Genomic DNA, 13,337 nt, shown 5'->3' on the forward strand with positions numbered 1-13,337 from the left:
TCGGCTCAGGGGGCGGGCCGCACCACCGCGGCCGCGCCGCCGCCGCGCCGCACCGGCTCGGCGGCCGCCACCCAGCGGCCGTCCGGCAGCCGCTCGACTCCGGTCGCGGCGCCGATCTCGGGCGTACTGGCGAAGACGTGGCCGAGCGCCTCCAGCCGCGCCCGCTCGGGCAGCGCGAGGAAGCCGGGCTCGGCCTGGGTGGCCGCGGTGTTGCGCTGGCTGGCGCGCGGCGCGGCGATCGCCTGCTCCAGGCTCAGGCCGCGGTCGAGCCGGCCGAGCAGCACCTGCAGGGTGGTGGTGATGATGGTCGCGCCGCCGGGCGAGCCGGCCGCGAGGACGGGCTCGCCGTCCCGCAGCACGATGGTCGGCGAGAGCGAGGAGCGCGGGCGCTTGCCGGGCCCCGGCAGGTTGGGGTCGGGCACCCCGGGGACGAGCGGGGTGAAGCTGAAGTCGGTCAGCTCGTTGTTGAGCAGGAAGCCCCGGCCGGGCACGGTGATGCCGCTGCCGCCGGTCTGCTCCAGGGTCAGCGTGTAGGAGACGATGTTGCCCCACCGGTCGGCGACGGTGAGGTGGCTGGTGCTCAGCCCCTCGTACGGCTCGGGCGCCGCGCCGCCCGAGCTCGCGCAGTCGGCCGGGTGGCGCGGGTCGCCGGGGGCGAGCGGGCTGGTGAGCGCGCGGTCGGGGCTGATCAGGCAGGCCCGCGCGGCGGCGTAGCGCGCGGAGAGCAGCTCCTTGGCGGGGACGTCGGAGAAGCGCGGGTCGCCGACCCAGCGGTTGCGGTCGGCGAAGGAGATCCGGGAGGCCTCCAGGAAGTGGTGGTAGTACTGCGCGGTGTCCAGGGCGGACAGCTCGCCGTCCTCCAGGATGCCCAGCGCCTCGCCGACGGTGGTGCCGCCGGAGCTGGAGGGGGCGATCGAGTAGATGTCGTAGTCGCGGTAGGCGACGTGGGTGGGCTGCTGGCGGCGGACCTGGTAGGCGGCCAGGTCGGCGGCGTCCACCCGGCCCGGGCGGGCGTTGCGCCCGGAGGCCGGGTCGACCGGCGGGTGCTGGACGGTCCGGACGATGTCGGCGCCGAGGCCGCCCTGGTAGAGCGCCCTGGTGCCCTCCCGGCCCAGCTGCCTGTAGGTGGCCGCGAGGTCGGGGTTGCGGAAGGTGGAGCCGACCTCCGGCAGTTTGCCGCCGGGCAGGAAGAGGCTGCGGGTGGCGGGGAAGTCCTTGAACCGGTCCTGGTTGAGCGCGGTCTGGTCCTGGAACGTCCGGTCGACCGTGAACCCCTGCTCGGCGATCCGCTCGGCGGGCTTCAGCGCGTCGGCGAACGAGCGCTTGCCCCACGCCTGGACGGCCGTCTCCCAGGTCGCCGGGGAGCCGGGCACCCCGACCGAGAGCCCGCTGGTGACGGCGTCCGCGAACGGCAGCGGCTTGCCGTCCTCCAGGAACAGCCCCTCGTCGGCCGTCCGGGAGGCCGTCTCCCGGCCGTCGATGGTGTGGACCCGGCCGCTGTCGTGGTCGTAGTAGACGAAGTACCCGCCCCCGCCGATGCCGGCCGAGTACGGCTCCGTCACGCCGAGCGCCGCCGCCACGGCCACCGCCGCGTCCACCGCGTTGCCGCCCTTGCGCAGCACCTCGATCCCCGCGGCCGTGGCATCGGCGTCCACGCTGGCCACGGCGCCGCCCCAGCCCACCGCCTCGGGCGTCTTCGGCGGCGGCCCCGCCGCCCCGGCCGGCCCGGCGGCCGAACAGACCAGCGCGGTGGCGAGCAGCAGCGGCGGGGCGATACGGGCCAGAGCTCTCATCCGAGGGCCTCCTGAGTCGACGTCAACTCCGTTGTTTCACAGGAGGCATGGACCGGACAACAGGGCCTCGCGGCTACCAACGGGTAGTTGACACGCCGCCCGGCCCGCCGGGAGCCGGAGGCCGGCCGGGAGTAGGCCTACTGCACGCTGCGCTCCACCCGGCGGCGCTTGATGGTGCGGAAGCGGCGGGCGACCTGGCGGGCGAGGTCGGCGGCGCCGACCAGGCCGGCCTCGTTGCCGAGGGCCGCGTGCACGATGGCGGCCTCGGGCCGGAACCCGCGGCCGGTGAGGGTGCGGCGGAAGGTGTCGCGGGCGGGGGCGAGGAGGAGGTCCCCGGCCTCGGAGACCCCGCCGCCGATCACGAACCGGCCCGGGTCGAGCGCGGCCGCCAGGTTGGCGATGCCGACGCCGAGCCAGGTGCCGACCTCGTAGAGCAGCTCGGTGGCGGTCGGGTCGCCGGCCTGGGCGGCCTCGGTGACCAGCGGGCCGGTGATGCCCTCGACCGCGCCGCCGGCCCGGGCCAGCAGCGGCTGCACCACCGGGGACTCCTCGGCGACCAGCTCGCGCGCGTCCCGCACCAGGGCGTTGCCCGAGGAGTACTGCTCCCAGCAGCCGCGGTTGCCGCACGGGCAGCGGTGCCCGCCGGGCACCACCTGCATGTGCCCGAACTCGCCGCCCAGCCCGTACTTGCCCCGGTCGACGTAGCCGTCGCGGACGACGGCCCCGCCGATGCCGGTGCCGAGGGTGAGCATCACCATGTGGTCCTCGCCGCGCCCGGCGCCGAACCGCCACTCCGCCCAGGCGGCCGCGTTGGCGTCGTTCTCGACGATCACCGGGAACCGCAGCCGCTCGCTGAGCGCCTGCTGGAGCGGCTCGTTGCGCCAGTTCAGGTGCGGCGCGAAGAGCACCTTGGAGCGGTCCGCGTCCACCCAGCCGGCCGCGCCGATGCCCACCGCGTGGACGTCGTGCCGGTCGGCGAGCCGGAGCACCAGCTCGACGATGACGTCCTCGACCACCTTGGCGCTCTTGCTCTTGTCCGGGGTGTCGGTGCGCAGCTTCTCCAGGATCCGGCCCTCGCCGTCCACGACGCCCGCGACCACCTTGGTGCCGCCGATGTCGACGCCGATGGTGGGCAGCCGCAGGATGCCCGCGGGCAGGGCGCGGCGGCGGCGCTCGGCGCGCGGGCCGAGGCCGAGCAGGTTGGGCAGGACGGCCGGCCGGGTGGTGCCATGCGGGCTGGTCACGGCTGCGGGCGCTCCTTCGGGTCGGTGGAGGGGTCGGGGCGGCCCAGTTCGTGCGAGAGCTCGGCGAGGTCGGAGCCGCCCGCCATCTCGGTGGTGAGCTGTTCGAGGCCGATCTCCGCCCGGGGGTGGCTGCCGGCCATCCGCCCCCGCTTCAGCAGGGTGAAGTGGTCGCCGACCAGGTGGGCGTGGTGCGGGTTGTGGGTGATCAGGACGACCCCGAGCCCGGCGTCGCGGGCGGCGGTGACGTACTTGAGCACCACGCCGGACTGCTTGACGCCGAGGGCGGCGGTCGGCTCGTCGAGGATCAGGACGCGCGCCCCGAAGTGGACGGCCCGGGCGATCGCCACGCACTGGCGCTGGCCGCCGGAGAGGGTGCCGATCGGGCGGTCCACGTCGTGCAGGTCGATGCCCATCCGGGCGAGCGCCTCCCGCGTGGTGGCGCGCATCCCGTCGGCGTCCAGCCGGAGCCCGCCCCAGCGGCGGTACCCCTGTTCGGAGCCGAGGAAGAAGTTGCGCCAGACCGGCATCAGCGGCACCACGGCGAGGTCCTGGTAGACGGTGGCGATGCCGAGGTCGAGGGCCTGGCGCGGGGAGTCGAGCCGGACCTCCTCGCCGCCGACGGTGTAGCGGCCCTCGTCGTGCTGGTGCAGCCCGGCGATGATCTTGATCAGGGTGGACTTGCCGGCGCCGTTGTCGCCCAGCACGCAGCTGATCTCGCCGGCGTGCAGGGTGAGCGAGACGTCCTGGAGCGCCCGGACGGTGCCGTAGGTCTTGCCCACGCCCTCCAGGGAGAGCAGTTCGGCACCCGGCTCCGGGTGCCCGCCGGAGACCGGCCCGTCGGTCGGCAGCGGCCTGTTCATCGCGGCCCCCGCTCGGCCCGGCCCTTGACCCAGGAGTTCAGCAGGGCGGCCAGCAGCAGCATGGCGCCCAGGAAGAACTTGAACCAGTCGGGGTTCCACTGGGCGTAGATGATGCCCTTGCTGACCATGCCGAAGATCAGTGCGCCGAGCGCGGAGCCGACCACCGAGCCGTAGCCGCCGGTGATCAGGCAGCCGCCGATGACGGCCGCCACGATGTAGATCAGCTCGTTGCCGACGCCCTCGCCGGACTGCACGGTGTCGAAGGAGAACAGCAGGTGCTGGCCGAGCACCCAGGCGCAGAAGCCGACCCCGAGGTAGAGCACCGTCTTCGTCCGGGCCACCGGCACGCCGACCGCCCGGGCCGCGGCCGCGTCCCCGCCGACGGCGAAGACCCAGTTGCCGAAGCGGGTGCGCAGCAGCACCCAGCTGCCGGCCGCCAGCAGGCCGAGCCACCACCAGACGGTGGCCTTGATCGTCAGCCCGCCGACGGTGACCTCGGAGGCGAACAGCCAGCGGCAGGAGGCGAAGCCCTCCATGTCGGAGATCGGCTTGGTGGAGACGGTGCCGGAGACCAGCTTGGTGACGCCGAGGTTGGCGCCGGTGAGCATCAGGAAGGTGCCCAGGGTGACGATGAAGCTGGGCAGCCTGGTGCGGCCGAGCATCCAGCCGTTGAAGCCGCCGACGGCCAGCGTGACCAGCAGCGACACCAGGACGCCGACCCAGGTCACCGCGGTCAGCTGGTAGCTGACCATGGACGAGGTGAGCGCCGCGGTGGTGACCAGCACGCCGGCCGAGAGGTCGAACTCGCCGCCGATCATCAGCAGCGAGACCGGTACCGCCATGATCCCGATGGTGGAGGCCGCGTACAGCACGGTGCCCAGCGAGGAGACCCGCAGGAAGGGCTCGGCGACGGCGGCGAAGACCAGGAACACCGCGACGGCGGCGATCAGCGCGCCGAGTTCGGGGCGGGCGAGGAGCCGCCGCAGGGCCGCCGGGCGGTCCTGGGCGAGGACGTCGGTGCTCAACGCGTCCCCCTCGCGACGTACTCGGCGAGCGCGTCCGCGTTCTCCTTGGTGAGGATCTGCGGGCCGGTGAGCACGGGCTTGCCGCCGCCGAGCATGTCCAGGTTGGAGCGGTAGAGCCAGAGCAGGTCGACGCCCTCGTAGCCCTGGAGGTAGGGCTGCTGGTCGACGGCGAAGCCGACGCTGCCGGACTTGAGGCCGGCCACCACCTGCGTGCCCAGGTCGAAGGTGTCGAGCTCGACGGTGCGGCGGGCGTCCTGGATCGCCTGCAGACCGGTGGCGGCCATCGGGCCGGAGAGGGTGAGCACGGTGTCGATGCCCGGGTCGGCCTGGAGCTTGGCGGAGACCGAGGCGCGGGCGTCGGGCATGTTGACGCCGTCCACGTAGAGCACCTGGAAGGAGCCGGCGGCCTTGGACTGGGCGCCGGAGCAGCGCTGCTCCTGGCCGACGTTGCCCTGCTCGTGGATCACGCAGAGCACGTTCCTGCGCCCGCGCGCGGCGAGCTCGGCGCCGGCCGCCTGGCCGGCGGTGGTCTCGTCCTGGCCGATGTGGGTGAGCGCGCCGAACCGGGCGGAGTACTCCTGGCCGGAGTTGATGGTGATCACCGGGATGCCGGCGGCCTTGGCCTTGCCGAGCACGTCGCCGAGCGCGTCGCCCTTGGCGAGGGTGACCAGCAGGCCGTCCACCTTCTGGTCGATGGCCGCCTGGACGAGCTGGACCTGGTTCTGGGTCTGCGCGTCGTTGGAGTACAGGAAGGTGATGTTGTCCTTGGCCGCTGCCTGCTCGGCGCCCTTGCGCACGGTGTCCCAGAAGGCGTCGCCGGCACCCGCGTGGGTCACCATGGCGACCTTCCAGCGGGGGGTGGTGACGGCGGCTCCGGCGGCCGCGGCGGCCTTGTCGCGGGCCTGCTCGGCGCGGAGGCCGCCGGTGCTGCTGCAGCCGGCCACGGCGGCCAGCAGCACCAGGGCGGCGCAGGCCGGCCGGAGCCGGCGGTAAGGGCGAAAGCGGGTTGTGCTCATCCCCATAGTCTCGCTGCCCGCCCCACGGGCTCTTGCACCGCCTCGCCCGCCGCCGCCGTCCGTCCGGGCGGTATCGTGCCCGCGGGGGCGATCCTGGGAGTTCGCTGGGCATCGCGCCCGGCCGAAGTCCGGATGACGGCCGCCCAGATGGCAGACTATGTCCGACCCGAAAAGGGATCATCACGGAAACGTGATGTTCCTCTCAGGTTCCGCACAGATTCGGACGGCAACCGACCCCCGTTCCAGACCGTCTGATGCCATTGGAGTGCGTTCCGGGCGAGTGGGGCCCGGGGCGGCTTGCAACCCGGATACGAGAACTTGATGCAACTGGTAGGTACGCCATTCTTCGTCTGCACGGTGATCCTCGTGCCGATCTCCATCGCGGTGGCGATGCTGCTCTGGGGCAAGGTGCGAGGCCCCGAGCCGGTGCGGATCCTGTCCAGGCTTGCCATGATCGTGTTCTGCCAGGTCACCGCCGTGGTGATGGTCTTCGTCATGGTCAACAACGCCAACCTGATCTACGGCAGCTGGGACGACCTGCTCGGCACCGGTAACCACGTCCGGGCCGTGCCCTCCGTCCCGCCGGCGGAGCCCGCGGCGCCGGGCGGTGCGGCCGGCACCCCGGCACCCGCCGGTGACGCCAAGCCGCCCGCGAAGGCGCTGCAGTCCTTCAAGGGCGTGGACGACCCCAAGGTGCCGAACGACGTCCAGAAGACCGAGCTCAAGGGCCAGCTGTCCGGCGTGGACGGCGAGGTGCTGGTCTGGCTGCCGCCGCAGTACCACGACCCGGCGTTCAAGGACCGCAAGTTCCCGGTCGTCGAGCTGATCCCGGGCTTCCCGGGTTCGTCCTCCACCTGGTACGGCACGCTGAAGGTCTCCGAGCAGCTGAAGCCGCTGATGCAGCAGGGCAAGGTGGCGCCGTTCATCCTGGTCTCGCCGCGCACCCTGCTGCTGGGCAACAGCACCGACGCCGGCTGCACCGACGTGCCCGGCAAGGTCAACGCCGACACCTGGCTGACCCGGGACGTCCCGCAGATGGTGCTGGACAACTTCCGTGCCGACCCGTCCCCGGACCGCTGGGGGGTCGCCGGCTACTCGGCCGGCGCCCACTGCGCCACCAAGCTGTCCCTGGCCCACCCCAACCGCTACCGGGCCGGCGTCAGCCTCTCCGGCTACAACGACCCGGCGACCGAGAAGGACTCGCTGGTCGGCAAGGACGCGAAGCTGCGCGAGGCCAACAACCCGGTCAACATCGTGAAGACCGCCGCCCAGCCGCCGAAGGTCGCCCTGTACATCAGCGGCAACAAGGGCGACGGCTACGAGGACGGCCAGGCCATCGCGGCGGTCGCCAAGGCCCCGACCACCGTCCAGGTCCAGGAGACCACCGGGCCGCACTCCAGCGACGTCTGGAAGAACATGGTGCCGGGCGTCTTCGAGTGGCTCACCTCGGTCATCCCGGCCCAGCCGTAACGGGGCAAGCCGGACGGAGCACGGCGACAGGGCCCGCCGCGCGGCTGCGCGGCGGGCCCTGTCGTGTGCGGAGGGGGGGACGGGGAGCAGGCTCCGGCTCAGGCCAGTTCGAGCGCCAGGTAGAAGTCCACCCGGTCCTCCAGCCGGGAGAGGTCCCGGCCCGTCAGTTCCTCGATACGGCCGATCCGGTACCGCAGCGTGTTGACGTGGACGTGCAGCTGGGCGGCGCAGCGGGTCCAGGATCCGTCCGAGCGCAGGAACGCCTCCAGCGTGCGGACCAGGTCCGCCTGGTGCTCGATGTCGTAGGCGATCACCTTGTCCAGCAGCCGGCTGCGGAAGGCCCGGCGGACCTCGTCGGGGACGGCCGCCAGCAGCAGCACGTGCGAGGCCAGCTCCTCCGGACCGGCCACGCAGACCCGGCCGACCCGGGCGGCGGCGATCCGGCGGGCGTGCCGGGCCTCCTCCAGGGCGCCGCGCAGGCCGCCCGCCTCGGAGGCGGGGGCGGAGACGCCGAGGGTGATCCGGCCCTCCGAGCCGAGGCCGGCCTCCAGCGGCGCGAGCAGCTCGCGCAGGGTGTCGGCGGGCACCGAGCTGTCGAAGGCGGGCATCACCACCACGGCGCCGGTGCCGGCCCCGGCCACCAGGGCGCGGTCGGTGGTCCCGTTGAGAGCTTCCTCCAGGATTGAGCGCACCACTCCCTCGGGTAGGCCCGTCCCCTCGGCGCTGAGCACCAGCCAGGAGCCGTCCGGGGTCTGCGGCTTGGGCTCGGGGCTCTCGTAGCGGGCGGCCATCGCACTGGAGGCGTAGAGGGTGCGGCTGATCTCGGCCGGGTCGGCGTCGCGCTGAAGCAGGGTCAGCACCTCGTCGGCAAGGCGGCGGCGCAGCCGGCGGCCCTCGTCGCGGCGGTGGCGCTCGGCGGCGACCAGCCGGGCCAGGTTCTCGGCGAGCTGCTGGCGCTTGCCGGTCCACTCGGTGACGTCGCCGGCCACCGCGAGCACCCAGTCGGCGAGCGGCGCCTCGGTGTCGGCCAGCGCGGGGGCGGGCAGCAGCGAGTACGAGCCGGTGGCCAGCCTGGCCCGGTGCGGGGGGCGGCGGCGCTGGCGCTGGGCGCCGAGGTGGGCGCGGACGAGCTGGTCGCGGTCCTCGGCGGAGAGCCGGTCGGCGGGGCCGGCGATCACCGCGCCGGTCGGGGTGAGCACCCAGCAGTCGAGGTCGAGGTCGCCGCCGAGCAGGTCGAGGACGGCGTCCAGGCCGCCGCCGCCGGCCGCGGAGACCAGCAGCCGGTGGCGGTCGACCAGGGCGGCCAGGTCCGCGGCGCGGTCGGCGGAGACCTGGCGTCCGATGAACTCGGTGACCGTGCCGAAGGCGATGTCGTCGGGTACGGCCAACAGGGGCATCCGGTGGCGCCGACACGCCTCGACCAGGTCCTCGGGGACGGGCCCGACCTCGGCCTCGCCGGCCGCGAGGGCGACGGCGCCGCCGGCCACGATGGTGCGCACGAAGCGCTCGGAGTCGGCCGGCGCGGTGCGCCAGAGCATGCCGGTGAGCACCAGCTCGCCGCCGTGCAGGTAGCGCCCCGGGTCGTGCAGGTCGGTGGTCATGACGCCGCTGACCTGCCGGTCCAGCTCGTCCTCGGCCGCGAGCAGGCGCAGTCTCGGGGCGCCGGGGGCGAGCAGGTCACGGACACGCATCCGCGGACTCCTAACGGGCTGGGGTGAGGGTGGGGGTGCCCGAGCACGCGGTCCGGGGGGTCACAGTGTGCCCGAACATCCGTCCTCGGTGTTACGTACCGACCGGCACCCGGATCACGGGCCCGTAGCTTGGGAATCACAGCCGGATTACGGTCGTAGGTGGCGCCCGGTCCACAGCTGGGCTGCGAGATTGTCGTCCTTAGAGGAACGTACAGGATGGCGGGCGGGACCACAGCCGGGGCTTCATGCCATCGGTGACTGCCAGTGGGCCCCGTCACAGCGGTTCACTGGCAAACACGCCGCCGGACACAGACCGGTGACCAGGATCCGACGCCAAGGCAACGAAGCGGTTTGCGAGGTCCGAACACCGGGTTCCGGGCACTGTGCCCACCCGCCCGGCAGGCGACGACTTGAGGAGACACCCGCATGGAGTTCCTTCGGCCCGCTAGCTGGGACGAGGCACTCGCGGTGAAGGCTGAGTACCCGACCGCGCTGCCCATCTCGGGCGGTACGGACGTCATGGTCGAGATGAACTTCGACGTGCACCGGCCATCCGCGATTCTCGACCTGAACCGCATTACCGAGCTCACCGAATGGTCGAACGACGGCGACGTCGTCCGGCTCGGTGCCTCCGTCCCGTACACCAGGATCATCAACGAGCTGTCCGGTCCGCTGCCGGGCCTCGCGCTGGCGTCCCACACGGTCGGCTCCCCGCAGATCCGCAACCGCGGCGGCGTGGGCGGCAACCTCGGTGGCGCCTCGCCCGCCGGCGACGCGCACCCCGCGCTGCTGGCGGCCGGCCGGGACGTCTTCGTGGAGGCCGCATCCGTGCGCGGCACCCGGATGATCCCGATCGACGAGTTCTACGTCGGCGTCAAGCGCAACTCGCTCGAGCAGGACGAGCTGATCCGCGCGGTGCACATCCCGGTCGCGGACGGCCCCCAGCAGTTCTCCAAGATCGGCACCCGCAACGCCATGGTGATCGCGGTCTGCGCCTTCGGTTTCGCCCTTCACCCGAAGAACGGCACCGTCGGCACCGGCATCGGCTCGGCCGCCCCCACGCCGCGCCGCGCCGTGGAGGCCGAGGAGTACCTGCAGGGCGTGCTCGCCGAGCGCGGTCTGTGGGAGTCCGGCGAGCTGCTGGGCGCCGAGGTGATCCAGAAGTTCGGCGAACTGGTGAAGGCCGCCGCCTCCCCGATCGACGACGTCCGCGGCACGGCCGACTACCGCCGGCACTCGCTGGCCGTGATGGCCCGCCGCACGCTCACCTGGACGTGGAACGACTACAGCAAGCAGATCAGGAGCGCGGCATGAGGGTCACTTTCACCGCCAACGGAAAGCCCGTCGAGGCGGACGACGTCTGGGAGGGCGAGAGCCTCCTGTACGTGCTGCGCGAGCGGGTCGGCCTGCCGGGTTCGAAGAACGCCTGCGAGCAGGGCGAGTGCGGCTCCTGCACGGTCTACCTGGACGGCACCCCGGTCTGTTCCTGTCTGGTCGCGGCCGGCCAGGTGCAGGACCGGGACGTGCGCACCGTCGAGGGCCTGGCCGACGAGGGCGGCGAGCTGGGCCTCGTCCAGCAGGCCTTCATCGACGCCGGCGCCGTGCAGTGCGGCTTCTGCACCCCCGGCCTGCTGGTGCAGACCGACGCGCTGCTGGAGCAGGACGCCCAGCCGAGCGACAACGACATCCGCGAGGCGCTCTCCGGCAACCTGTGCCGCTGCACGGGCTACGAGAAGATCATGGACGCGGTGCGGCTGGCTTCCGCCCGCAAGTGCGCTGGTAAGGGGCTTGGAGCATGAGCACTCGCACCATCCAGGGGCAGAAGAACCTGCAGAACATCAACCAGGTCAGCAAGGACGGCATCGGCGGCTCGCCGCTGCGCCCGGACGGCAACCTGAAGGTCAAGGGCGAGTTCGCCTACTCGTCCGACATGTGGCACGAGGACATGCTCTGGGGTATGGCGCTGCGCTCGCCGCACCCCCGCGCCAACATCCTCTCGGTGGACATCTCCGAGGCCCTGAAGGTCCCCGGCGTGTACGCGGTCCTCACCCACGACGACATCCCGGGCTCGAAGTTCTACGGCCTGGAGATCCAGGACCAGCCGGCCCTGGCGATCGACAAGGTCCGCTACCACGGTGAGGCGATCGCGCTGGTCGCGGCCGACCACCCGGAGACGGCCCGCCGCGCGGTGAAGAAGATCAAGGTCGAGTACGAGGTGCTCACCCCGATCACCACCGAGGAGCAGTGCCTCGACCCGCAGACGTACGGCTACGTGCACGAGCCGCACGAGTACAAGTCGCACGGCTACGACAACATCTGCCACGAGCAGAAGCTGGTCTCCGGCCTGGGCGTGACGGACGAGGTCCGCGCGCTGGCGGACGTCGTCGTCAGCGGCGACTACGAGGTCGGCATGCAGGACCAGGCCTTCCTCGGCCCGGAGTCCGGCCTGGCCGTGCCCGCCGAGGACGGCGGCATCGACCTGTACATCGCCACCCAGTGGCTGCACGTGGACCGCCAGCAGATGGCGCCCGTGCTGGCCCTGCCGGAGGAGAAGGTCCGCCTCACCCTGGCCGGCGTCGGCGGTGCCTTCGGCGGCCGCGAGGACCTGTCGATGCAGATCCACGCCTGCCTGCTGGCGCAGCACACCGGCAAGCCGGTCAAGATCGTCTACGCCCGTGACGAGTCCTTCTTCGGCCATGTGCACCGCCACCCGGCCCGGATGCACTACGAGCACGGCGCCACCCGCGACGGCAAGCTGGTCTTCGCCGACTGCCGGATCGTGCTGGACGGCGGCGCCTACGCCTCCGCCTCGCCCGCCGTCGTCGGCAACGCGGCCTCGCTCGGACACGGCCCGTACGTGATCCCGAACGTGAAGATGCACGCCATCGCGCTCTACAGCAACAACCCGTCCTGCGGGGCGATGCGCGGATTCGGCGCCGTCCAGGCCGCGTTCGGCTACGAGACGCAGATGGACAAGCTGGCCGCCGCGCTGGGCATGGACCCGGTCGAGCTGCGTCAGCTGAACGCCATGGCCGAGGGCGACCACCTGCCGACCGGCCAGCAGATCGACTCGCCGGCCCCGGTCGCCGAGCTGCTACGGCGGGTCAAGGACATGCCGCTGCCGCCGCCGCTGGACCTGGCGAACCTGGACGTCCGCCAGATCCCGGGCGCGCTGTCCAACACCTCGCACGGCGAGGGCATCGTGCGCGGCGTCGGCTACTCGGTCGGCATCAAGAACGTCGGCTTCTCCGAGGGCTTCGACGACTACTCCACCGCGCGGGTGCGCATCGAGGTCATCGGCGGCGAGCCGGTCGCCATGGTGCACACCGCGATGGCCGAGGTCGGCCAGGGCGGCATCACCGTGCACGCCCAGATCGTCCGCACCGAGCTGGGCGTGGAGCAGGTCACCATCCACCCGGCCAACACCGAGGTCGGCTCGGCCGGCTCCACCTCCGCCTCGCGCCAGACCTACATGACCGGCGGTGCGGTGAAGCTCGCCGCCGAGGCGGTCAAGCAGGCCGTGATCGACAAGGGCCGCCGGCGCTACGGCTGGACCCAGACCGATCTGACGCTGGCCGGCGGCAAGGTGGTCTCGGAGTCGGCGGGTTCGCTGATCTCCATCGTCGACCTGCTGGGCGACGACGCGATCGACCTCACCCGTGAGCACCACCACCGCCCGACCGTCCCGTTCGACAAGGAGACCGGGCAGGGCTTCGGCCACGTCCAGTACACCTTCTGCGCCAACCGCGCGGTGGTCGACGTGGACGTCGAGCTGGGCCTGGTCAAGGTGGTCGAGCTGACCGCCGCCCAGGACGTCGGCAAGGCGCTCAACCCGCTCTCGGTGGTCGGCCAGATCCAGGGCGGCTGCACCCAGGCGCTCGGCCTGGCCGTGATGGAGGAGATCATCGTCAAGGACGGGAAGGTGCGCAACGCGTCCTTCACCGACTACCTGATCCCCACCATCCTGGACACCCCGCCGATCCCGGTGGACATCCTGGAACTGCCCGACCCGCACGCCCCGTACGGGCTGCGCGGTGTCGGCGAGGCCCCGACCGTCTCCGCGACGCCGTCCATCGTGGCCGCCATCCGCAACGCGACCGGCCTGGCGCTCAACCGGATCCCCGTCCGGCCCGAGCACCTGACCACCGAGACGCCCGGCGCCCTGTAGGCCCCGGACCCGTGAACCTCCCCGGGGCGGTGAACCCCCCTGCCGGGCACCGCCGCCCCGGGGCAGCACC

At 72.7% G+C, this 13,337-nt stretch carries 10 protein-coding genes; 4 read left to right on the top strand and 6 right to left on the bottom strand.

Annotation, left to right across the window (positions count from 1 at the left end):
• Positions 1-5: 5 nt before the first annotated feature.
• The 5 genes from ggt to ACGFZP_RS12160 all read right to left on the bottom strand — a co-directional run bounded on the left by ggt (position 6) and on the right by ACGFZP_RS12160 (position 5,938).
• A complete protein-coding gene (ggt, locus tag ACGFZP_RS12140) occupies positions 6-1,793 on the bottom strand; it encodes a gamma-glutamyltransferase (RefSeq protein ID WP_392931314.1) in 1,788 nt (595 codons plus the stop codon).
• A gap of 137 nt (positions 1,794-1,930) precedes the next feature.
• On the bottom strand, positions 1,931-2,992 hold the full coding sequence (locus ACGFZP_RS12145) for an ROK family glucokinase (RefSeq protein WP_392932226.1): 1,062 nt from the start codon (positions 2,990-2,992) through the stop codon (positions 1,931-1,933).
• Positions 2,993-3,033: 41 nt separating this feature from the next.
• A complete protein-coding gene (locus ACGFZP_RS12150; RefSeq protein ID WP_392931316.1) occupies positions 3,034-3,897 on the bottom strand; it encodes an ATP-binding cassette domain-containing protein in 864 nt (287 codons plus the stop codon).
• Positions 3,894-4,922, bottom strand: a complete 1,029-nt coding sequence (locus ACGFZP_RS12155; RefSeq protein ID WP_392931317.1) for an ABC transporter permease — start codon at positions 4,920-4,922, stop codon at positions 3,894-3,896. Before ACGFZP_RS12155 ends, ACGFZP_RS12150 begins: the two co-directional genes overlap by 4 nt.
• Positions 4,919-5,938, bottom strand: a complete 1,020-nt coding sequence (locus ACGFZP_RS12160) for a sugar ABC transporter substrate-binding protein (protein ID WP_392931319.1) — start codon at positions 5,936-5,938, stop codon at positions 4,919-4,921. Before ACGFZP_RS12160 ends, ACGFZP_RS12155 begins: the two co-directional genes overlap by 4 nt.
• A 366-nt stretch (positions 5,939-6,304) precedes the next feature.
• On the opposite strand from ACGFZP_RS12160, the gene ACGFZP_RS12165 reads away from it, so the two are divergent.
• Complete coding sequence (locus ACGFZP_RS12165) at positions 6,305-7,408, top strand: alpha/beta hydrolase (RefSeq protein ID WP_392931321.1); 1,104 nt, start codon at positions 6,305-6,307, stop codon at positions 7,406-7,408.
• 98 nt (positions 7,409-7,506) lie between these two features.
• Here the strand turns inward: ACGFZP_RS12165 and ACGFZP_RS12170 are convergent, their stop codons facing one another.
• Complete coding sequence (locus tag ACGFZP_RS12170) at positions 7,507-9,099, bottom strand: PucR family transcriptional regulator (RefSeq protein ID WP_392931323.1); 1,593 nt, start codon at positions 9,097-9,099, stop codon at positions 7,507-7,509.
• A gap of 426 nt (positions 9,100-9,525) precedes the next feature.
• Between ACGFZP_RS12170 and ACGFZP_RS12175 the strand changes: the two genes are divergently transcribed.
• Genes ACGFZP_RS12175 through pucD form a run of 3 tightly spaced genes read left to right on the top strand, consistent with a single transcriptional unit; the run spans position 9,526 to position 13,267 of the window.
• Positions 9,526-10,413: an FAD binding domain-containing protein gene (locus ACGFZP_RS12175; protein WP_392931324.1), complete on the top strand. Its 888-nt coding sequence runs from the start codon at positions 9,526-9,528 to the stop codon at positions 10,411-10,413.
• The gene (locus ACGFZP_RS12180; protein ID WP_392931325.1) at positions 10,410-10,898 is read left to right on the top strand and encodes a (2Fe-2S)-binding protein; all 489 of its coding nucleotides are present in this window, start codon (positions 10,410-10,412) and stop codon (positions 10,896-10,898) included. The genes ACGFZP_RS12175 and ACGFZP_RS12180 overlap by 4 nt, the downstream gene beginning before the upstream one ends.
• Complete coding sequence (gene pucD, locus ACGFZP_RS12185) at positions 10,895-13,267, top strand: xanthine dehydrogenase subunit D (protein WP_392931327.1); 2,373 nt, start codon at positions 10,895-10,897, stop codon at positions 13,265-13,267. The genes ACGFZP_RS12180 and pucD overlap by 4 nt, the downstream gene beginning before the upstream one ends.
• The last annotated feature ends 70 nt before the right edge of the window (positions 13,268-13,337 follow it).

The sequence above is a fragment of the Kitasatospora sp. NPDC048239 genome, from assembly GCF_043202015.1.
Taxonomy (GTDB): domain Bacteria; phylum Actinomycetota; class Actinomycetes; order Streptomycetales; family Streptomycetaceae; genus Kitasatospora.